The 20468-nt window shown below is 57.9% G+C and carries 18 protein-coding genes; 9 read left to right on the top strand and 9 right to left on the bottom strand.

The features are described from left to right. Window positions 1–39: 39 nt before the first annotated feature. Window positions 40–513, bottom strand: a complete 474-nt coding sequence (gene greB, locus ACZ445_RS08485) for a transcription elongation factor GreB (protein ID WP_058427998.1) — start codon at window positions 511–513, stop codon at window positions 40–42. Window positions 514–626: 113 nt separating this feature from the next. Next, window positions 627–1613 (bottom strand): hypothetical protein, encoded by a 987-nt coding sequence (locus tag ACZ445_RS08480; RefSeq protein WP_179028938.1) that lies wholly within the window; start codon window positions 1611–1613, stop codon window positions 627–629. 217 nt (window positions 1614–1830) lie between these two features. Between ACZ445_RS08480 and ACZ445_RS08475 the strand changes: the two genes are divergently transcribed. Genes ACZ445_RS08475 through ACZ445_RS08465 form a run of 3 tightly spaced genes read left to right on the top strand, consistent with a single transcriptional unit; the run spans window position 1831 to window position 5225 of the window. Continuing rightward, complete coding sequence (locus ACZ445_RS08475) at window positions 1831–2757, top strand: ABC transporter ATP-binding protein (protein WP_179028939.1); 927 nt, start codon at window positions 1831–1833, stop codon at window positions 2755–2757. Further along, complete coding sequence (locus ACZ445_RS08470) at window positions 2754–3479, top strand: ABC transporter permease (RefSeq protein ID WP_058427982.1); 726 nt, start codon at window positions 2754–2756, stop codon at window positions 3477–3479. The genes ACZ445_RS08475 and ACZ445_RS08470 overlap by 4 nt, the downstream gene beginning before the upstream one ends. 15 nt (window positions 3480–3494) lie before the next feature. Beyond that, window positions 3495–5225 carry a Gldg family protein gene (locus ACZ445_RS08465; protein ID WP_058427983.1) on the top strand — a complete coding sequence of 577 codons (1731 nt, stop codon included), beginning with the start codon at window positions 3495–3497 and terminating at the stop codon, window positions 5223–5225. 4 nt (window positions 5226–5229) lie between these two features. Here ACZ445_RS08465 and ACZ445_RS08460 read toward each other — a convergent pair whose 3' ends face one another. From ACZ445_RS08460 to ACZ445_RS08450, 3 genes are all read right to left on the bottom strand, one after another. Then, entirely contained in the window at window positions 5230–5538 is a 309-nt protein-coding gene (locus ACZ445_RS08460; protein WP_058427984.1) for a hypothetical protein, read from the bottom strand. Between the two features lie 250 nt (window positions 5539–5788). Next, on the bottom strand, window positions 5789–6223 hold the full coding sequence (locus ACZ445_RS08455) for a DoxX family protein (protein WP_058427985.1): 435 nt from the start codon (window positions 6221–6223) through the stop codon (window positions 5789–5791). 102 nt (window positions 6224–6325) lie between these two features. After that, on the bottom strand, window positions 6326–7747 hold the full coding sequence (locus tag ACZ445_RS08450) for an MltF family protein (protein ID WP_058427986.1): 1422 nt from the start codon (window positions 7745–7747) through the stop codon (window positions 6326–6328). 235 nt (window positions 7748–7982) lie between these two features. Here ACZ445_RS08450 and ACZ445_RS08445 point away from each other — a divergent pair, with 235 nt between their 5' ends. The 5 genes from ACZ445_RS08445 (at window position 7983) to ACZ445_RS08425 (ending at window position 16430) form a co-directional block, all read left to right on the top strand. After that, complete coding sequence (locus ACZ445_RS08445) at window positions 7983–8789, top strand: TatD family hydrolase (RefSeq protein WP_464708208.1); 807 nt, start codon at window positions 7983–7985, stop codon at window positions 8787–8789. Between the two features lie 96 nt (window positions 8790–8885). Then, entirely contained in the window at window positions 8886–10367 is a 1482-nt protein-coding gene (locus ACZ445_RS08440) for a methyl-accepting chemotaxis protein (RefSeq protein WP_464708207.1), read from the top strand. A gap of 198 nt (window positions 10368–10565) precedes the next feature. After that, the gene (locus tag ACZ445_RS08435) at window positions 10566–15239 is read left to right on the top strand and encodes an RHS repeat-associated core domain-containing protein (RefSeq protein ID WP_464708206.1); all 4674 of its coding nucleotides are present in this window, start codon (window positions 10566–10568) and stop codon (window positions 15237–15239) included. Between the two features lie 3 nt (window positions 15240–15242). Beyond that, window positions 15243–15875, top strand: coding sequence for a hypothetical protein (locus tag ACZ445_RS08430; RefSeq protein WP_464708205.1), 633 nt, complete (start codon window positions 15243–15245; stop codon window positions 15873–15875). Between the two features lie 192 nt (window positions 15876–16067). Further along, entirely contained in the window at window positions 16068–16430 is a 363-nt protein-coding gene (locus ACZ445_RS08425) for an Mpo1-like protein (RefSeq protein ID WP_058424472.1), read from the top strand. Between the two features lie 2 nt (window positions 16431–16432). Here ACZ445_RS08425 and ACZ445_RS08420 read toward each other — a convergent pair whose 3' ends face one another. The 3 genes from ACZ445_RS08420 to ACZ445_RS08410 form a co-directional block, all read right to left on the bottom strand. Beyond that, window positions 16433–17230: an acyl-CoA thioesterase gene (locus ACZ445_RS08420; RefSeq protein WP_179028943.1), complete on the bottom strand. Its 798-nt coding sequence runs from the start codon at window positions 17228–17230 to the stop codon at window positions 16433–16435. A gap of 90 nt (window positions 17231–17320) precedes the next feature. Beyond that, on the bottom strand, window positions 17321–18082 hold the full coding sequence (locus ACZ445_RS08415) for a CHAD domain-containing protein (RefSeq protein WP_179028944.1): 762 nt from the start codon (window positions 18080–18082) through the stop codon (window positions 17321–17323). Window positions 18083–18123: 41 nt separating this feature from the next. Next, entirely contained in the window at window positions 18124–18402 is a 279-nt protein-coding gene (locus tag ACZ445_RS08410; RefSeq protein ID WP_012722962.1) for a hypothetical protein, read from the bottom strand. 216 nt (window positions 18403–18618) lie between these two features. Here ACZ445_RS08410 and ACZ445_RS08405 point away from each other — a divergent pair, with 216 nt between their 5' ends. Then, on the top strand, window positions 18619–19656 hold the full coding sequence (locus ACZ445_RS08405) for a patatin-like phospholipase family protein (RefSeq protein WP_058424475.1): 1038 nt from the start codon (window positions 18619–18621) through the stop codon (window positions 19654–19656). 114 nt (window positions 19657–19770) lie between these two features. Here ACZ445_RS08405 and ACZ445_RS08400 read toward each other — a convergent pair whose 3' ends face one another. Beyond that, window positions 19771–20460 (bottom strand): response regulator, encoded by a 690-nt coding sequence (locus ACZ445_RS08400; protein ID WP_071490041.1) that lies wholly within the window; start codon window positions 20458–20460, stop codon window positions 19771–19773. Between the last annotated feature and the right edge of the window lie 8 nt (window positions 20461–20468).

Raw genomic sequence — 20468 nt, 5'->3', positions numbered from 1 at the left:
ATGGGCTCGCATTCCTTACAGAATACGGGCCCATTTTGCTCACTTCACATATTCGATCCCGGTGATCCACCAGCACACGTCACCGCTTGGCGTCTGCACGATAGCCTCGTCATCCACCTCCTTGCGCAATAGCGCACGGGCCATGGGCGAATCGATGGAGATGTAGTCCATCCGGTCATAAATCTCGTCATAGCCGACAATACGAAAACGCTTGGTTTCACCCTGCTCATTTTCGATATCCACCCAGGCGCCGAAAAATACCTTGCCCTCTTGCTCGGGCATGTACTCCACCACGCGCATATCTTCCAGGCGTTTGCGCAGGTAGCGCACGCGACGATCAATCTCACGCAACAGTTTCTTGTTGTACTGGTAGTCGGCGTTTTCGCTGCGGTCCCCCAGCGAAGCCGCCCATGTCACTTTGCGCGTGGTGTCCGGGCGCTTTTCGCGCCAGAGGTAATCCAGCTCCTTTTTCAGCGCTTCATGGCCTTCTTTGGTAATCAGCTTGGTACTCAAACGCTTGCATCCCCAGGCAATGTCCATAGGTGCCGATACGCCTGGGTTTCACGCCCTGGCTTCGGCTGGCTGGCGTTGATGATAAATGAACCCGTGAAAGTAGCCAGGCCGGTCTAGCTGTCCAGCGTGCGATCCAGCTCCAGCAACATGCCCCGCAGGCTTTGCCGCAAGCCCGACAGCTGTGACGTCATCACCTTCAAGGCTTCGGTCCTCTGGCTGACCGCAAGCGACTGATCATGCAGTTGAGTGGTGCGCTGCTCCAACTCTCGAACCTTCTCATCCAGTTGGTTTTGTTCCTGTTGCAGTCGTGCCTGCCACTGCTCCAGTGCAGTCTCCCGCTCGATTGCAGCGAGTTTTTGCTGCGTCAACTCTTGAGCGACACGGGCAAGGTTGGTCAGCGTGCTGTCTACTTCGAACAATGTACTGTGATCATCTGAAGGCGGGAGTTTCGTTGGCACCGGAGCATCGGGTTCACGCGAGATAGCAGGTGGGGCCTGTGCCATGTCCACCGGCGCGCCCGAGGGCACCTGTCGGGGTTCCTCAAGCGGTTGCTCATGCGACGGTAAGCGGAGTGACTCGGAGGGGCTCGCCACCCTGGGAGGGGAAATCATCTGTGACGAAAAACGAATGGACGGCACAATCACTGAAGCACTTTCGATCACTGGCAACGTCGGCGCAGACATGCCCAGGGTGATCACTTTCATCACCAGCGCTTTCTTGATGATCACCGAGTGATGATCCTCAGGCCTGGCAGGTGGCAACTTGCAACCTTTCAAATCGACAAAATGATAAGGCACCTGGGTTTCGGTAACACCACCGGGTTTAACGCCCGAAGCGGCTAATGTCAGTATTTGCTTGAAAACATGCAATGCCACCTGCAGGTCTTCCTTGGATTCAACGCCCCCCAGAAAATACCGGTCAAGTTTCTTACGCAAGGCCGCGATATAGACCCTGGAACTTCCAGGCTCTATCTCTTCATCCAGGCTGTACACAAGAAAGTTTGAGGCCGTCTGACCGACAGCAAACCCACAGAGCAGCGCACCGTTAACCGGAGCATCTTGACCATTTCGTTCAAGAACAAGGGTACGTAGCAGCATCATGCAATCAGGCCTCATTATTTGGAAAGAAAGTTTATATAAACAACACATAAACATTCAAAAATTAGACACTCCAAGACACGACACATTGTTTCAGTGGTCTGCCCGCCCTGCACGTAGGACTTCTCTTATTAATGCTGACCGACGTTCCCAAAAGCGAGAGTAACCCGTACCCTTTTTTCAGCTTCCCTACGTCATACCAAACTTATTCGGTAAAACAATGATCGAAATAAGCAATCTGACAAAACACATGGGTAACAATACGATTGTCAGCGACTTTTCATTCAGTGCTGGTCGACAAGAATGCCTCGGGTTGTTCGGACAAGATCACACGGCCAAAACAGTACTGCTCGATGTGATTGCCGGTTCGACACAGCCGTCCAGCGGTCATATAAAAATTCACGGCTTCGACACACAAACCCACCCGCTCGAAGCAAGGCAACTGGTCGGCTATCAACTGTCCAACGACCTCGGTCATCCGACGATGTCCGTCAAAGCGTTCCTCGATTTCATTGCTGCCATTCGTGGCTTTCGCGGTACCGAAAAACGTGACCGCCTGGAACAGTCCGTTGCACGACTGGAGTTGTTCCCGGTACTCGATGCCCCCCTCGATCTCCTTTCCATCGCCTGGAAACGCAAAGTCGCAATTGCTCAGGCCATCCTGCATGGCCCTGCCCTGTTACTGCTGGACGAACCCACCGAAGGACTCGCGCAGGATCAGAAACACGCATTCAAGGCGCTTATCCAATCATTGACGCAAGAAATGACGGTCATCATTGCCTCGCGTCACTGCGAAGAGTTGTCCGAACTGTGCACACGCGCCCTGGTCATTGCCAACGGTCGCCTGGTGGCCGATACGCCACTGCCCGATCTACAGCGCGACTCGCGTCACTTCCAGGCAGTCACCCTTACCGCCGAGACGCCACTGGACCTGTTGGCACTGGCTGTCCTGCCAGGTGTGGCAGGCATTGAAGAGCATCGAAACGCGCCCGGCACAGTGACGGTTCTCGCCATGCCCGGACACACCATCTATCCCCATATCAACACGCTGATTGCCAGCCGGCGCTGGAAAATCAACTCACTGAACCTGGAGCCAGGTCGCCTGAATGATGTGGTTCACCATCTGACCAAAGAGGCGTCCCATTGAGACTATTGCCCATCATTCTGAGGCGTCAACTCACCAGCTATGCGCACTCCCCCGGCACTTACCTCAACATTGCCATCTTCCTCATACTCTCAGTGACATTAGGGTTGTACGTAAGTCCGTGGCGGGAACAAAACGGCAGTGACTTACAGGTATTTTTCCGGTTCCACCCTTCGCTGTACTTATTGCTGATCCCCGCCCTGACCACTCAACTCTGGTCCGATGAAACCAACGCAGGTTTTTTCAGCTTGATGAAAACCCTGCCCATCACAACGTTCGAATGGGTTGTCGGAAAATTCCTCGCCGCCTGGCTGGTGGCCAGCACCGCCCTGTTTCTAATGTTTCCCCTGGTGATCATTGCGAACTATCTGGGTAACGCCGACAACGGTGTCATTGCCTCGCAATTTTTGGCGAGTTGGCTGCTGGCAGGCAGTTACTTATCCGCAGGCTGTTTTATTTGCGCACTGGTGCATCAGCGCACTGTCATTTTCGTATTGACGCTGGGGTTGTTACTGACAGCCAGTGGCCTTTCTTATGTATTAGACTCACTTGAACACCAAACCCCTATATGGGTGATCGACAGCCTGGCATCCCTCAGCCCCACTTGGCGCTTCAGCAGTATCGATGATGGAAAACTCACACTGCGCGACACACTTTATTTTATTAGCATGATCCTCGCCTTTCTCACCGCAACGACAGTCACACTCAACTACAAACACAGATGAGAAGGGAAACCCTTAATGCAGTCCACTCTGCGCACCGGTATGACGCTGTGCGTCACCTTTCTGCTTTTCCTGGCTTTCAACCTGGTGTGGATAGGTAAACTTCCTGAAGTACGGTGGGACCTTTCTCAACAAAAAATCCACACTTTATCGCCCCCCGTATACCCACTGCTCGCAACGCTGGAAAGCCCGGTGGACGTGTATTACTTCAATTCAAATAACGACCCGAAACGAAGCTACGCCGTGAAACGCTATGGCAAACGTATTGAGGACCTGCTCAAGCAGTACGAAAAAAAGGCTCGGGGCATGATCAACCTGCACGTGATTGAACCCGCTCCCTATTCGGAAGACGCCTATAAGGCACGGCTGTCAGGGCTCGACGAGCACACAGGGTTTCTCGGTCTCATCAGCACGAGCCCCGGTCATGGCGTGCGCCGTATCGGTTCTTTCAGCCTCGAACGCGAGCCGTTGCTCGAATATGAAATAAGCCACCTGCTCTACAAGTTGCAGCACCCGGAGCGACCGGTTGTTGGGCTGCTGTCGGGGCTGGCGATGGACGAATCCGCAGGTCGGCTCCTGCAGGCGGTGCGGCGAGAATTCGAACTGGTCGCGCTGGAGCCGAATGCCGCTCTAATCCCCGAACACATCAAAACCCTGATGGTTGTACAGCCACGGATGTTGCCGGAACGTACCTTGTATGGCATTGAGCAATTTGTCTTGAGGGGCGGTAGATTGATGATGTTCATCGACCCTTTGAGCGAACAACGCTCAAACGCACTCCCAGCCAATAGCCGACTGGACGAGGTGCTTGCCGCCTGGGGTATCCAGATGCCGACGGACAAGCTGGTGGTCGACGCTCTCTACACGCCCTGGGAGACGCCAGATATGCCCAATCGAGTCAGGCTGAACTTGCCACGACAGGCGATGAATCTGAACGACATCAGCACCTGGAACCTCAATAGGGTGACCGTATCGAGCAGTGGAGCGCTCGTGCAGTTGAACAAAAGCCGCACAACCTTCATCCCGATCCTGCAAAGTTCCGAGCAATCCGTGCTGTTGGATGCCAACCAATCCACTCGCGCAACCACATCCGATTCCTTGATTGAAGAGGCTTCGAGCCGGGAGCGGCGCCATGTCATTGCTGCACGCATCGAAGGGCCGAGCTATTCAGTCTTTCCCGATGGTATCAAGGGCCTGCCACCCGGGTTGCAGACAGCCGCGCAGATTCATGTCGTGGTCATCGCTGATACGGACATGCTTACCGATAAGGTCAGCGACGCAGCGCCCGATGGCAACGCGCTGTTTATTCTGAATACGCTGGATAACCTATCCGCCCCCGACATGCTCGTCGCGATTCGCCCCAGGGCAACGCAGGAAATGCCGCCGACGGTGCTGGAGGGTATGCGTGAGGTCGCAAGACAGACGTATCGTTCGAAAGCCAGCGAACTGGAGCGACGCTTGCAACGAACAGAGCAGGAATGGCAACGGCTGAGCCCATGGACAACCACCCTCGGCACCCAGGCAGTGGAGACCAATACCCAGCTGCAAGCACTCAACAAGGAACGTCTGCGCCTACCCATGGAGCTGCATACCCTGCAGCGCGAAGCCTACGCCCAAGTGCGTCATCTGGAGTTGGCGATAACGCTGGTAGCGATCTTTGCCATGCCGCTGACGTTATGCCTGATCGCCTGGATGGTCTTTCTTGGAGAGCGCCGACGCCGGTTGCAAGCCAGCGGCATGATTCACTGAATGTTCAGCGACGGGCTATCAGCCCCTGTCGTGCAATACGGGTTAATTGGCGGATGACCTCGGTGGCATTGTTGGCGCTTGGGGCCTGGATAACCGCAAGGTCAAAGCTGTTGCTGGCAAAACGCGCAAGTGAATCGCCATCTTCAACAAACTGGATCAGGAACGCTGACGGTCGGCCAGTGCGACGCGGCCAACCGTCCAGGTAACGCAATAGCGTCGGCTGGTGCTTGCCGCCAAGAAGAATTTTCGGGTTGCGTTGAGTGAGGTCCGCGGTGATCGGGGCCAGGCGTATCAGGGGGCGTAGTGCATTCATCGTGTCGTGTCTCTGCCTCAAAAGTCTGCGGGCAGGTGAGAGGCAACACCGAACCAGCGCTTTAGCGGAATTTCGAAGCATGAAACACGCTCCTGTCGGGACCGATAACGATCACTCATGGCGCCCCGCAATTAGCTGTTTAAATCGGCGCATGAGCGGCATCCTAGAGAAGCCGGTGGGGCGGTGTCAAGAATCCTGAGCAACGAAAAGGCCCGCACAGGGCGGGCCGATTCAAGGTGTTGCAGCGTAATCAGTGGGCGATGGCGCGGTCTGCGGACAGTTTGCCAGCACCTTCCAGCAGTACCGCCAGGGAGCCGCCGAGCAAGGCCAGGGCGAACTCATAACCGTTGTTGGCCATGAACAGGCCGTTATGGATGTGCACCGAGAAGATCGCCACCAGCGACAGGATGGTCAGGCCCAATGCCGCAGGGCGAACCAGCAGGCCAATGATCAGCGCCAGGCCGGCAAAGAACTCGGTACCGCCCGACAGCAGCGCCATCAACGTACCCGGTGCCAGACCAATGCTTTCCATCCACTGGGCAGTGCCCGCCAGGCCATAGCCGCCGAACCAGCCAAAGAGTTTTTGCGAGCCGTGGGCGGCGAAGATGATGCCAACCACGATGCGCAGGATAGTCAGGCCGTAACCGGCGCGAGTGGAGAGAATGCGGTTGATCAGTGGGCTCATGGTGCAGATCCTTTTCAAAGTAGGGTTGGTTGGCCGCTATATTAATCAGTTAAGGCAATGATAAAAGCCGAAAAAATGCCTGATTAATATCGATAAAATCGATTACTTCCGTGAGGCGATTTTCGGCGCTGGTGGCTCCAGGGACTCCCGCTCCCGATCGAACGCCAAGAAGTACTTGTTGACGCTATTAACATAGCTGACGCCGCCCATCCCTACCTGCTCCATGGCAATGCGTTCAACCTGGAAAAACCACTGGTTGGGGTTGAGCCCCCGCCGCTTGGCTTCAGTACGCATGCCCTGCACCCGCTCCGGCCCCATGTTGTAAGCCGCCAGCACAAAGGCCATGCGCTCGCGCTCGTTGAGCTTGGGGCTGGCGAAGAACTTGCGACGGATCATTGCCAGGTACCGCGCGCCGGCCTGCACGTTGCTGTCGAGACTTTCGATGTTGTTGACCCCCACGCGTTGCGCCGCCGATGGCGTGATCTGCATCAAGCCGGTAGGGCCGCCGCTGTTGCGCGCGCCAGGGTCAAGCGCCGATTCCTTGAAGGCCAGTGCGGCGAGGTTCAACCAGTCCATGCCCTGCTCGCGGGCGTGTTTCTGCAAGACCGGGCGCAGTTTTTCCAGGCGCTGTCGGTCGACGCGAGCCAATGGGTTGCGCACTTGGTAAAGGCGACGGTAGATACGCTGGAATGCCACATCCTGATCGGACGGGGTTCGATAGGTCTTGAGGAATCGATCAATGCTGGCCCGCAGCATCGAGGCATCCTGGCGCACAAACCAGTATTCGTCGCCCGGCTCGCTGATCGCCACCTGCTTATCGAAACGCAACTTGGGCAGGATCTTCGACCAGCGCTCGGCAATCGGCTTTTCGACAATGGTCAGGTGGAAAATACCGGCCTGGACCATCTCCAGCACATCCTCCACGGCCAGGGTCGGGTCCACCCACTCCACTTTCACCGGCGGCTGCTTGTGCAGCGCGAGTTTTTGATTGACCTGGTTGATGGCATCCGCCGCGGCGCTACCGGTGGTCAACGCCAGGGTGCGGCCGGACAATTGTTCCAACTTGGTAAACCGCCGCTCGCCCTTAACCCCCACCAGCCACAACGGCACATCGCTGGCAATCGGGTCGCTGGTGCTGATCTTGTGCGCCGCCTTTACATCAAGCAGTTCACCGGGCGCCACCAGATCACCTTCGCCACGAGCCAACGCGCCGAGCAACTGGTCCTTGGCCTTGGGAATGATCTTGAGGTTGATTTCCTGGCCATCACGCGCATGACCATTGAGGTACTGCTCGAAGGCGCGCAGGCGATGGTATTCAACACCGATGGCCTGGCCTTGCACCTCACCGGAGCTGTTACGGCTCTGGTTGACCAATACGCGCAACGTGCGGCTTGAACGAATCTCCGCCAAATCACGCACCTTGCCGGGCTTGGTCACTTCCAGCGGCCCGTCCAGACGCGCAACCGCCGCCATGGGCAGCAGCATCGTCAGGCACAACATAAGCAACGCCGAGGGTCGGATCATCCGCTCTCCGGAAAGAATACTGGCCAACGCCCTCGCGAAAAACGAGGCGGTGGGGTCAGAAACAGAGCGCTTTATGCGCTGGCAAGGTACGCAACGGCGGCATGATGGAAGGCGGCGAGCCAACCACAATGTCGCTTGCGACGTTCAAAGACAGCTATAACTCGTTGTAGTTCTTCGTTTTTCTTATAAATCTACAGCTCTGATATGCTTTCCGGCCGCAGGCGGAGATAGCACCATGCAACTCATTGATATCGGCGTCAACCTGACCAACCCCAGTTTCGACGAGAAGCACCAGGCCGTGCTTGAACGTGCCTATGCTGCCGGCGTGCAACAATTGGTGCTCACCGGGACCAGCATCGAGGGCAGCGAACAGGCCCTGGCGCTGTGCGAAAAACTCGATGACAGCGGCCAGCGCCTGTTCAGCACCGCGGGCATCCACCCCCACTCTGCCAGTGACTGGAGCGGCGATAGCGCATCGCGTTTGCGCGGTTTGCTGAAAGAAAACCGCGTACGTGCAGTGGGAGAATGCGGGCTGGATTTCAACCGGGATTTTTCACCGCGCCCCCAGCAGGAAAAAGTCCTCGAACAACACCTGGCCCTGGCCGTCGAGCTCAAATTGCCGGTATTCCTCCACGAACGTGACGCCAACCAGCGCCTGTTGGACATCCTCAAGGACTACCGCGACCACCTCACCGCCGCCGTGGTGCACTGCTTCACGGGCGAACAACAGGCGCTGTTCAGCTACCTCGACCTCGATTTGCACATCGGCATCACCGGCTGGATCTGTGACGAACGCCGTGGGACACGCCTGCACCCGCTGGTCAGGGAAATTCCCCGTGGCCGCCTGATGCTGGAAAGCGACGCACCCTACCTGCTGCCACGCACCTTGCGCCCAAAACCGAAAAACGGTCGCAACGAGCCCGCGTATCTACCTGAAGTTCTGCGCGAAGTCGCCCTGCACCGCAACGAGAGCGTGGAAGACCTGGCCCGCCACAGCACGGCCTGCGCCCGCAGCTTTTTTGGCTTGCCAGTAATGGATTGATACGGCCCATTGACCCATGTCAAAACCGTTTTCCTGGATAGCGGCACAATAATGGCACCTTGCCAATGCTGTTTCCGCTATCAGAGAAAACCTTCCATGGGTGCCTGGCTTAGCAATATCTCACTGAAGTACAAATTCTGGGCCGTCAACGCGGTCGCCTTCATTACCACCCTGCTGCTGGTACTCTATGCCGTGCAGCTTGAGCAACAGTCCCGCAGCGATGCATCCCGGGCTTCGGCGCAGGCCCAGGCACACTTGTTCAATGCGTGGCCGACTGGCGAAGCATTGCCCAAGGGCGAGCACTGGCTGACGTTCAAGCGCGGCCAAGTCCCACAACTGGCGGAGCAGGATCTGTCAGCGCTGGGCAGCAACCTGGGCTGGGTCGAACTCAATCACATGCCGTGGTTCGGCGAAAACCCACTGATGGGTGCCGAAGTCATCGCCCGCCCTGACGGTCAATACGTCGCCGTGCTCGCCTACGCACCAAGCCTGAGCCAGGTGTTCGAAGAACGCTTTGCCAACTATGCGGTGGCGGTCCTGATCCTGATGCTGGCGATGCTCGGCGCCTCGCAACTGCTGATCCGCTTCCTGCTCAGCCAGCTCAACACCCTGAAAGACGTGATGCTACACGTGGAAAAAACCGGCGACCTGTCGGCCCGCGTCCCCTTGGCCTGCAAGGATGAAGTCGGCCAGATGGCCAGCGCCTTCAACGCCATGCAAGCGGGCTACCAGCGCGTCGTCAACACCGTGGCACGCACCGCCCAGCAACTCGACGATGGCGCCGCACGGTTGGCCAGCAGCATGAACGACGTGCAGCACGGCATGCTCGGACAGCAAAGCGAAACCGACCAGGCCGCCACCGCCATCAATGAGATGACCGCCACCGTCTACCACATCGCCCAGCACGCCGGTGCCACCCGCGACTTGTCCCAGACCGCCGACACCCTGGCGGGCAGCGGCCAGGAAGTGGTCACCCGCGTACAACGCTCGATTGCCGGCCTCTCCACGGGCGTGCAACAGACCGCCGAGATGATCCAGAAGCTCGCCGAGGACAGTCAGGAAATCAACGGCGTGGTCAGCGTGATCCACAGCATCGCCGAGCAAACCAACCTGCTCGCCCTCAACGCCGCCATCGAGGCCGCCCGCGCCGGGGAAATGGGCCGGGGGTTCGCCGTGGTTGCCGACGAAGTGCGCAACCTGGCCAAACGCGTACAAAGCTCTACCGACGAGATCACCCGCATGGTCTCGGCGCTGCAAGCCGGCACCCGCGACGCGGTGGACTTTATGCAGGAAAGCTCGTTCAAGGCTGACGACTGCGTGCAGCAAGCCCAGGAAGCCGGCGCGGCCCTCGCCGAGATCACCAGCGCCGTGGCACAGATGCGTGAAAGCAACACCCAGATCGCCGTCGCCGCCGAGCAGCAAAGCCACGTCGCCGAAGAGATGAACCGCGCGGTGGTGAGCATTCGGGATGTGACCGAGAACACCGTGCAACAGACCGTGGATTCGGCGACGACCAGTAATGAACTGGCGACCTTGGCCGGGGAACTGAGCAAGGCGATCGGGCAGTTGAAGCTGTAGGACTGCTCAACCCGTAATCTTCTGCCTACAACAAAGCCTCGGTTTACCCGAGGTTTTGGCGAAACGTCCTAACCCTCCCGGCGAATAACGCCGACTTCTTTTCCCTACCAACCCCTCCAAAGTCTCTCGCCTGTTCAATCAGCGCGAGGGACCGCCGATGCACCTCTCTAGCCGTGCCCCACTCAACGGGGCCGCCTCATGATTCCAGTTATTGCACGTTTCATCCTCGCGCCCATGGATGCCAAGGCGCCGGACGTTGAAGGCGTCCTGCGTGACTTCCGTGAGTGCCTGAACACCTTTGACGAGTGGGCCGAAAGCTTCTGGAGCGGTTCGGCACTGGAAGTCGAGCAGGTGTTCAAGGTCGGGGACGAGGTTTCCCTCGCCGCTCCGGCGTCCTCCAAGAAACCGAAGCGCACGGTTGCCACCTGTAAGGCCCAGGGTGCGTTGACCCTGGTGCATATGTTCGAGAGCACGCGGTTTGTGCCTATCGGCAATACGCCGGTGATGCTGCAACCGGTCGCCCCTGATGGCAGCCCGGTGGGCCCGTCGATTCATCGCACCATCGGCCCCAGCGGCATTCTTGCAGTCAGCGACTGCGCTCGCGATCAGCGCTACCAGATCACCTTTTATCCCGACGTTTCCAAGGATCATATCCAGGCGCTGTATGCGTCTTATCAGTCGGTGATCGCGGGGCTGGAAAGGAGCCTGCGTGATGAATGGAAGAAGACCTTCAAGCCGCAGTGGGACGACTTTGCCAACGCCACGCCATTCGAGCGCAGTGCGATGCAAGGCCTGGCGCTCTCAACCGGGATCGGCAAGGCGTTCTACAACCTTTGGGACAATTTCACACAACTGTCCGAGCTGCTGGCGGACCTCAAGAGTAACAGCCAGAAGTTGCTGCAATACGTCTCCCAGAGCGAACTGGATGAACTGCTGAAACTGGGCAAGGACGCCATCGCCCAGGGCCTGCTCGTGCTCAGCGATGAGCCGCTGTTGTTTATCTATTTGTCGGCCATGGTTGCCTGGATACGCATGCTGCCGCCACCGCAGATGTACGAGCTGCTGGGCGAGATAACCGGCGAGGTGCTGATCAATCTGTTTCTGATCTGGGCCACGCGGGGCATGGGGGTTCAGCTTCGTTTGGGTATGCAGGTGCTGGGGCATATCAAGTCCGAGCGCGTGCGTAAATGGCTGCAAATGCTGGCGGACCAGGTGGTCGGGCCTCGGTTGGAAGCGCATGTCGAGGCGGCCAGGCCGGTGTTGCTGGGTAGCGCAGCGACGCCGATCAGGGTGATTCCGGATGCGCCGTTGAAGGCTGGGGATCAGGTGGTTGCCAACGCGGTGCCTGCGGTGCGCAGCAAGTCCCAGCGAACCGTGTTGGTTCAGCAAGAACATGTGGATGACGCGCCGGCTGTTGCGAAGAATCCGGCTGGGGATGCAGCGGCACCTTCGGACAAGACCGCCACCAACGGCTGCCCGGTGTCGATGGTCACCGGCGAGGAATTGCTGACCCTCACCGATGGAGCGTTGGACGGGATTTTGCCGTTTGAGTGGACCCGGTTGTACCGCACCAGTGCGGTGGAAATGGATTGCGGGCTGGGGTTTGGCTGGAGCCACTCGCTGGCGCATCGGTTGAGTGTTTCCGGGGATTCGGTGGTGTGGACCGATCATGAGAATCGGTCGACCACCCTGCCCTTGCCTACGGCTGCTCGGCCTGCGATCACCAATAGCCTGGCCGAAGCGGCGATCTATTTGGGTGCTGCGCCCGATGAACTGGTACTGGCCCAGGCATCACGTTTCTACCACTTCCGCGACGGTGTGCTGACAGCGATCAGCGACGCGTATGACAACCGCCTGCGCATTACCCGGGACTTTCTGGGGCGTGTTGAGCGGGTGGATAACGGCGTCGGGCGCTCGCTGTGGTTGCGCTATGCGTCGGGCCGCATCGTGGCGGTGGATTACCAGATTCATCGCGTCGTGGATGACGGGCCGTTTGTTTGGGTGACGGAGCAGACCGTTGCTTCCTACGCCTATGACGACCTGGGACGACTGGTTTCAGCGACCAATGCGGTCGGCGAACGCGAGGTTTATCGGTACGACGAACAGCACGTCATTCTTGAACGTGGCTTGGCCGGTGGGGCGAGTTTCTTCTGGGAGTGGGAAAGGTCTGGCAAGGCGGCGCGGTGTGTCCGGCATTGGGCCAGTTTCTCGCAGATGGACACGCGCTATGCCTGGGATGACAACGGCCAGGTCACGGTGTTTAACGCCGATGGCAGCCAGGAAGTCTACGTGCATGACCAGCGGGCGCGGCTGGTGCAGCGGGTGGATCCGGACGGGGCCGAGCATTTCAAATCCTACGATGACCAAGGCCGGCTGACGGTTGAGCAGGACCCGCTCGGGGCGATCACGGCGTATCAGTACGACGAAGCCGGGCGTTTGGTGGCGTTGTTTTCGGGGGACGATGAGCCGACGACCTACGAGCATGACAACGGGTTCGTACGGGTTGTAAGGCGGGGTCAGGCGGTTTGGAAGTATGAGCGCAATGATCAGGGCGATGTAACGCGCAAGATCGATCCTGACGGTCACGTTACCGATTACAGCTACAACAAATCCGGACAGTTGGTTGGGGTTTGGTATCCGGATCACAGCTGCCAGCGACTGGTGTGGAATGAGCGGGGGCAGTTGCTTGAGGAGCAGTTGCCGAATGGCGGGATCAAGCGTTATCGCTATGACGACCTTGGGCGAAAAACATCCCAAGAAGATGAGCACGGAGCGCTCACACAATTTGGTTGGAACGACGTTGGGCGACTAGTCCAAGTCGTCTTGCCGAGCGGTGATACGCGTAAATATACCTACAACGCTTACGGAAAAATCACTTCCGAACGCGATGAACTGGACCACGTCACCCGCTACGAATACGCCGACGACCTGCACCTGATCAGCCGCCGCATCAATGCCGATGGCAGCCAGGTCAACTACCGCTACGACAACGCGCGTTTACTGCTGACCGAAATCGAAAACGAGGTGGGTGAGACCTACCGGCTCCAGTACCACAGCAACGGCCTGATCCAGCAGGAAACCGGGTTTGACGGCCAGCGCACGGCTTACGTTTACGACCTTAATGGCAACCTTTCGGAAAAGACCGAACACGGTGATGACGGCAGTCAGTTGGTTACCCGTTACCAGCGCGATTACGCCGGACGCCTCGTCAGAAAAACCCTGCCCGATGGCAATACCGTCGATTACACCTACGACCGCCAGGGCAATCTCCTCAGCGTCGAAGACGGCCACTGGTCCCTGGCCTACGACTACGACAGCCAAAACCGCCTCACCGCCGAACACCAAGGCTGGGGCACCCTGCGCTACGGCTACGACGCCTGTGGCCAACTGCAAAACCTGCGCCTGCCGGACAACAACCGCCTCACCTTAACTCACGACAAAGGCGGCCACCTCGCCACCGTCGAACTGAACGGCGCGGTACTCACCTCACACCTGTTTAAAGCTGGCCGCGAACAGCAACGCCAACAAGGCCACCTGCTCAGCCATTACCAACACGACCACCAGGGACGCCTGTTCAACCAGAGCATCGTTGATGCCGAAGGCCCGCTATACCGACGCCACTACGACTACGACAAATCCGGCAACCTCACCCGCCTGCTCGACACCCGTAAAGGCGAACACCGCTACCACTACGACCCACTCAACCGCCTCACCCGCGCCGACCACTCCCAAGACGAACAGGAACGCTTCGGCCACGACCCGGCCGGCAACCTGCTGATGCAAAACCGCCCCGGCCCCGACATCGTCGCCGGCAACCGCCTGATGATCCAGGGCGACCACCACTATGACTACGACGCCTTCGGCAACCTGATTCGCGAACGACGCGGCAAAGGCCATCAACTCGTCACCGAATACCGCTACGACTGCCAGCATCGGCTGATCGGCATCACCCGACCTGACGGCCAAACTGCCAGCTACCGCTACGACCCTTTTGGGCGGCGCATCAGCAAAACCGTCGACGGCATCACCACTGAGTTCTTCTGGCAAGGCGACAAGCTCATCGCCGAACACCACCAGGATCGGCACCGCAGCTATCTCTACGAACCGGACAGCTTTCGTCCGCTGGCCCTGTTGGAAGGTTTTGGTCCAAAGGAAACCAAGCCCTACCACTACCAACTCGACCACCTCGGCACCCCGCAGGAACTCACCGCCCCAGATGGAGAAATCGTCTGGTCGGCGCATTACCGCGCATATGGTGAAATCAGACGACTCGACGTCGGAAAAGTCAACAATCCACTGCGCTTTCAGGGCCAGTACTTCGATCAGGAAAGCGGGCTGCACTACAACCGCCATCGCTACTACAATCCGGATGTTGGTCGGTACCTGACGCCGGACCCGGTGAAGTTGGCGGGTGGGATTAACACATACCAGTACGTGCCCAACCCTACCGGATGGGTAGACCCGCTAGGCTTAAGCACATGCCCTGGCGGTAATGGATGTAAACCAACACACAACGCTGACGAGCCGGAAAAACATGCCAAGGTAGACGAAGGCGATGCAGAACTCCCTAAGGGTGCTGATAGCAAACTATCTAGACGTGGTGCATTTAAAAGGGCAAAAGCAATAGGTGGAGTTCCAAAAAATCAACACCCTACTCAAATACATCGAGAGAAGATCAAAGATCAAGACCAACATACGATGGGCAGGGTGTATATATTTGAACTAAAGGAGCTCCAAATAGAGATCCAAGAACACTCACTTGGCCACAAAAAAGGAAACCTGGGACCACACTTCAATACGAAGGTTACCATTGACGGAAAGTCAGCCCCATTAAAAAACCACACAGACAATCACTCATACTTCAGGAAATAAAAAATGGAAGCAGTATTTATCAGAGAGCTAGGCATACATCCTTGGGACCAGTTACATCCTAGCAACGATGAAAACTATATTACGGTCACACTGCTTCACCAAGATTACGCAGGCGCTTGGAAAGCCTGGTGTGAGTTCAGCTGTTTACTTACGCAAAAATGGCCAAAAATTGTACAATGGCACACCAATCTATTACCGTACCACAGTAAGACTCAAGAGTATCTGTCACTAAAAAACTTCGCCAAAACCTCCCAACCAGGAGATATTTTCAGAAAAAATGAATCAACCGGAATTTACTCTAGAGTAATTCATTTAGATTGTGATCCATTTCACATAGATCCTAATCGTATGGCCTGCTATCGAACATCTGTAACACTGATGCAAAAAAGCAATAGTAGTCTTGAAAACCTGTGGAAAAACTTAAGTCAGCTCACAGACATTTCTAAAACGGAAGACTTTAAATTAATACTTGCTGATGAGCATTCTATCTCTTTCAGATTCTATGATGCAGAAACACATGGTGTGGCTCAACTCATTTGCCACTCAGAACATCTACCTCTTCTGAACGAAACAATAAAAAAGATTAACTTGGAAGAAATTCAGCAGGACGGTGTCTACGCGTATATCCACAGCTAGCTTAAATTGGCAACGACATTCATTTATTTGTTCTACGCGCGCGCCCAATCAAAAGCTGCATCTTGGATTACTAATGGATCTCTATTTTTTCCCGCAAGGCTATAGACCCCATAGCCAACCCCAATTCGCCGCCCCGCCCACCCCCACCTAAACTCTGTTCAAGTTATTTCAACGGACAGAGGATTCACCATCATGGGCAAACGTCACCCCAATCTCCCCGCCTGGCAATGGCGTCACTACCCGCAGAACCATCAGCACCCGACCAACCTGGCGTTGCACCTGATTGCCGTGCCGCTGTTCATCATCGGGTTTCTGTTGATTGTGTCCGGGGTGTTCAGCCTGAGTCTGGCCAGTTTTGCCGTCGGTGTGGTCGGTATCCTGGCTGGCCTGGCGTTGCAGCGTCATGGGCATAGCCTGGAGGCTCAGGCCAGTGAGCCGTTCAGTGATCGTAAAGATGCGGTGCAGCGCCTGGTGGTCGAGCAGTTCGTGACCTTTCCGCGTTTTGTGTTGAGCGGTGGCTGGTGGCGTGCCTGGCGGCAGCGCCACAGGCATTGAAATCAGGCGAAGACCACCACGGTCTGGCGGCTGATGGCGATCAGTTCGCCGGTCGGGCTCCACAGGGCGGCGGCGGCATGGCCGTAGCCGTCGCGGGCGTGCTCGATATTGACGTAATACTGGCACCAGTCGAGGGTCGTGAGGTCTTGCAATGGCTGGATGAATTCGATGGTCCAGGTCAGGGTGCTGCCCGGCGCCGGCTTTTTCAGGTGCGGCAGCAACGCCGGGGGCCAGGCGTCGACTAGGGCAAGGATATGCGCTTCGGTCAGCGGTTCTTCTTTCACATCGCCGCGCAACCGTACCCAACCGCCCATGTCGCGGGATTTGTTACCGGTAAAGGGTAAGCCGCCGACACTCCAACGCATCGCCAGATGGCGCATGAACTCCGGAGTGACGCCCTTGATATAGGGCAGTTCCTGGCATTCATCCCAGTGTTTGAACACCGGCGGTGCTTCGCTTTCGACCGCGATTTCCGACTCACGGGCGCCACCGAAACTGGCCTGTACCAGTGTCGCCACTTCACCGTCCTGCACCACACGGCCAAGCAATTGGCTGACGGCTTTGCCTTCGCGCAACACTTCGACTTGATAACTGGCGGGGACGTCCGGTGCAACCGGACCGACAAAGGTGATCGCCAGCGACCGTAAAGGACGATCCGCGGGCACTTGGGCACGCAGGGCTTCGTATTGCAATGCGGCGACCAGGCCACCAAAGGTCGCACGGCCCTGGGCCCACTCAGCGGGGATGGTCACATCCAGCGGGTTGCTGCGGGCGGCGTCGAGCAAATCACTAAAGCGCATGGCGGTCTCACATCAAAAGGAACAGATGAGGGATCTTAACCATCGGGCCAATCAGGTACAGCGCCTATTCCGGCCAAAAGCCGGACCGGCTCAGAAACAATCAGCGCTGAGTTTATCCAGCACGCGGTCCGCCTGCCCCTGCGCCTTGGCCATGGTGCGATGCCATACGGCAACACAAGGTTGCAGATCCGCCTGGTGTTCAGCCTGGGCCAACCACTGCCAGCAGTCGTGCCAATCTCCCAGGGCACCCTGGGCTTTTTTCAGGTGCGACACGGCCTTGGCGGGCAACTTGTCCAATTCGGGATAGGCTTCTGCGGCGTAGCGCACGCGTTTGATCAGCAAGCGCAGGCGGTGGCGATCATGGCTCGGATCCTTCAAGGCCTTATCGAGTGTCTGCCATTGCTTGGCCAGACGTTTTTCGATGCGCGGGCGCAGGCCTTTGAGTAATTTCTGGTGTTCAGAAGCACGGATGAAACGCGGAAAGGCGTCGAGGATCAGCAGCAAGTGCGCGAGCTCCGGGCCTTGCGCCACCTGACGATAGGCCTCGGGTTGCAGGCGCAGTCGTCGGTTTGCGGCCTCATGATGGCCATGCTGATGCAAATACGCCGCTAGCACCTCGCGGTCGCGTAGCGGCGTGGTCAACTGGCCGACCGTGCTGGCCGCCACTTCCAACTGCTCCACCCCTGGCAACCCGCGCAAGGGGCGCAATAGGCTGCGCAGACGGCGCACGGTGGTACGCAGGTCATGCAAGGCTTCATCATCGGTGACGGCGGCAAGGCGAGCCTGGCAGCTCAGTAACCCTACTTCCAGGCCAATGACCTGAGCGACTAACTGATCGACCAAAGCTGACATCCTGCCCCCACTAGCTGATAAACAATCCTACTCGCGGCAGATCAACGCCCGGCGCGAGACTCACGAATATAGAAACGCGCTTTCTCGGCCTTGTTGGAGCAGCCTTCAAACGCTTCAAACTGTTGCTGGGTCTTGGCGCCCGTCAACAAAGACAGTGCCTTAGAGTAGCTCACGGTGCCGGCAAAGCCTTCAGCCTTGGCCAGGTCCAGTTCTTTCCAGGCGGCGTCCAACTGGCTGCCGCAACTGTCGCGGTATGCGGTCTTCCCGGCGCAACCGGCCAGGGCCAACACGATCACAGGCACACACATCCAGGCTTTCATCGATGACACCTCAAAAAAGAAAAAACAGTCGTACGTTGTAGACGTTGCCTACAGGGAAAAGTGCCTGTCCTTAGCCTGAAATCGATAGTACCTATTGACCAGAGCATACCCGAGCAGCAGCGCTATCCTGGAAAAATATTGCAGGCTCCCACGAACATTGAAGCCACCCCCTCATTGGGTGCATTGTGGGGACCTGCCTTGGGGAGGACATGGACCATGAAGAAACGTGTTGCCTTGGTGCTGGGTTCCGGCGGAGCCCGGGGCTACGCCCATATCGGGGTGATCGAGGAAATCGAACGGCGCGGCTACGACATCGCCTGTATCGCCGGCTGTTCAATGGGGGCCGTAGTGGGCGGCATTTACGCCGCTGGCAAGCTGGACGAGTATCGAAACTGGATTGAAAGCCTCGACTACCTCGACGTGTTACGCCTGGTCGACGTGAGCTTCCGCCTGGGCGCCATTCGCGGCGAGAAAGTCTTCGGGCAGATCCGCAAGATCGTCGGTGAGATCAACATCGAAGAACTGCGCATCCCCTACACCGCCGTCGCCACCGACCTCACCAACCAGCAGGAAATCTGGTTCCAGGAAGGCTGCCTGCACCAAGCCATGCGCGCCTCGGCGGCGATCCCCAGCCTGTTCACCCCGGTGATGCAAGGCAACCGCATGCTGGTGGACGGCGGCCTGCTCAACCCGCTGCCCATCGTGCCGGTGGTGTCAAGCCACTGTGACTTGATCATCGCGGTCAACCTCAACGCCACCAATCAGAAGCACTACCAGTTGCCGGTGATCCAGCGCCCACCCGCGTTCAAGAGCCGCTTCAACAACCTGGCGAGATCACTCGGTTCGCACCTGCCCTTTCGCCGCAAGCAGGCCGAACAACTGATGAAACTGGAGCAGGAGGCGTTGGAAGCGCAGGCGGCGGAGATCAACCCGTGGCTGGAATCTGCCGAGCCGGAATCCCAACAACCCGCCGCGGCACCGGAAAAGCCCGGCGCACCGAAGTCGGCAACCGGGTCGTTCATCATCGATAACGTCGGCCCGGCTTCGCTGCTGGACCTGATCAACCAGAGCTTCGAGGTGATGCAGACGTCGCTGGCACAGTACAAGATCGCCGGCTATCCGCCAGACGTGCTGATCAACGTACCGAAACGGGTATGCCGGTTTTTCGAGTTCTACAAGGCACCGGAGTTGATCGCGCTGGGCCGGGAGATTGCCAGTGATACGTTGGACCGCTATGAGAGTGAGCAGCGCTGAGATCCTTGGTGACGCTGATGGCGTCATCGCAGGCAAGCCAGCTCCCACATTTGGAATGCATTCCCCTGTGGGAGCTGGCTTGCCTGCGATGACGCCAGAGCAAGCACCAACGATCTATCCGCCCAACAACCGATACCCCACCCCCGCCTCAGTCACGATAAACCGTGGCTGAGTCGGGTCATCTGCCAGTTTCTGTCGCAGATGCCCAACCACAATGCGCAAGTAATGGCTGTCTTCGGTATGGGTCGGCCCCCAGATATCCTTGAGCAGTTGCTGCTGGGTAATCACCCGCCCAGGATGCCGTGCCAGTTGCGCCAGCACCGCGTACTCCTTGCGCGTCAGCGCCACTTCAGCGCCGTCCAGCAGCACCCGGCGATAGGCCAGGTCCACCGTCAACGGACCAAAACGCAAGGCTGCTTCCTGGGCCTCACCCGCTGGCGCCTGACGCAGCAGCGCCCGCACCCGGGCCAGGAACTCCTGGATGCCAAAGGGTTTGGTCACATAGTCATTCGCACCACCATCCAGGGCCTCGACCTTTTGCCCCTCGCTGGCCCGCACCGACAGCACCAGCACCGGTACCGTCGACCACTCGCGGAATTCACGCAGCACCTGCTGGCCGTCCATGTCGGGCAGGCCAAGGTCGAGGACCAACAGGTCTGGTTTGTTCAACGCTGCCTGGGCCAGGCCTTCGTTACCGGTGCCAGCCTCAATCACTTTGTAGCCCTGGGAGGCCAGGCTGATGCGCAGGAATTTGCGGATCTGCGGTTCGTCATCAATGACCAAAATCGTCGCGGTCTGGCTCATGGCTTCCA

The organism is Pseudomonas allii, from assembly GCF_055380095.1.
This window is presented reverse-complemented; position numbering and strand designations above follow the sequence as displayed.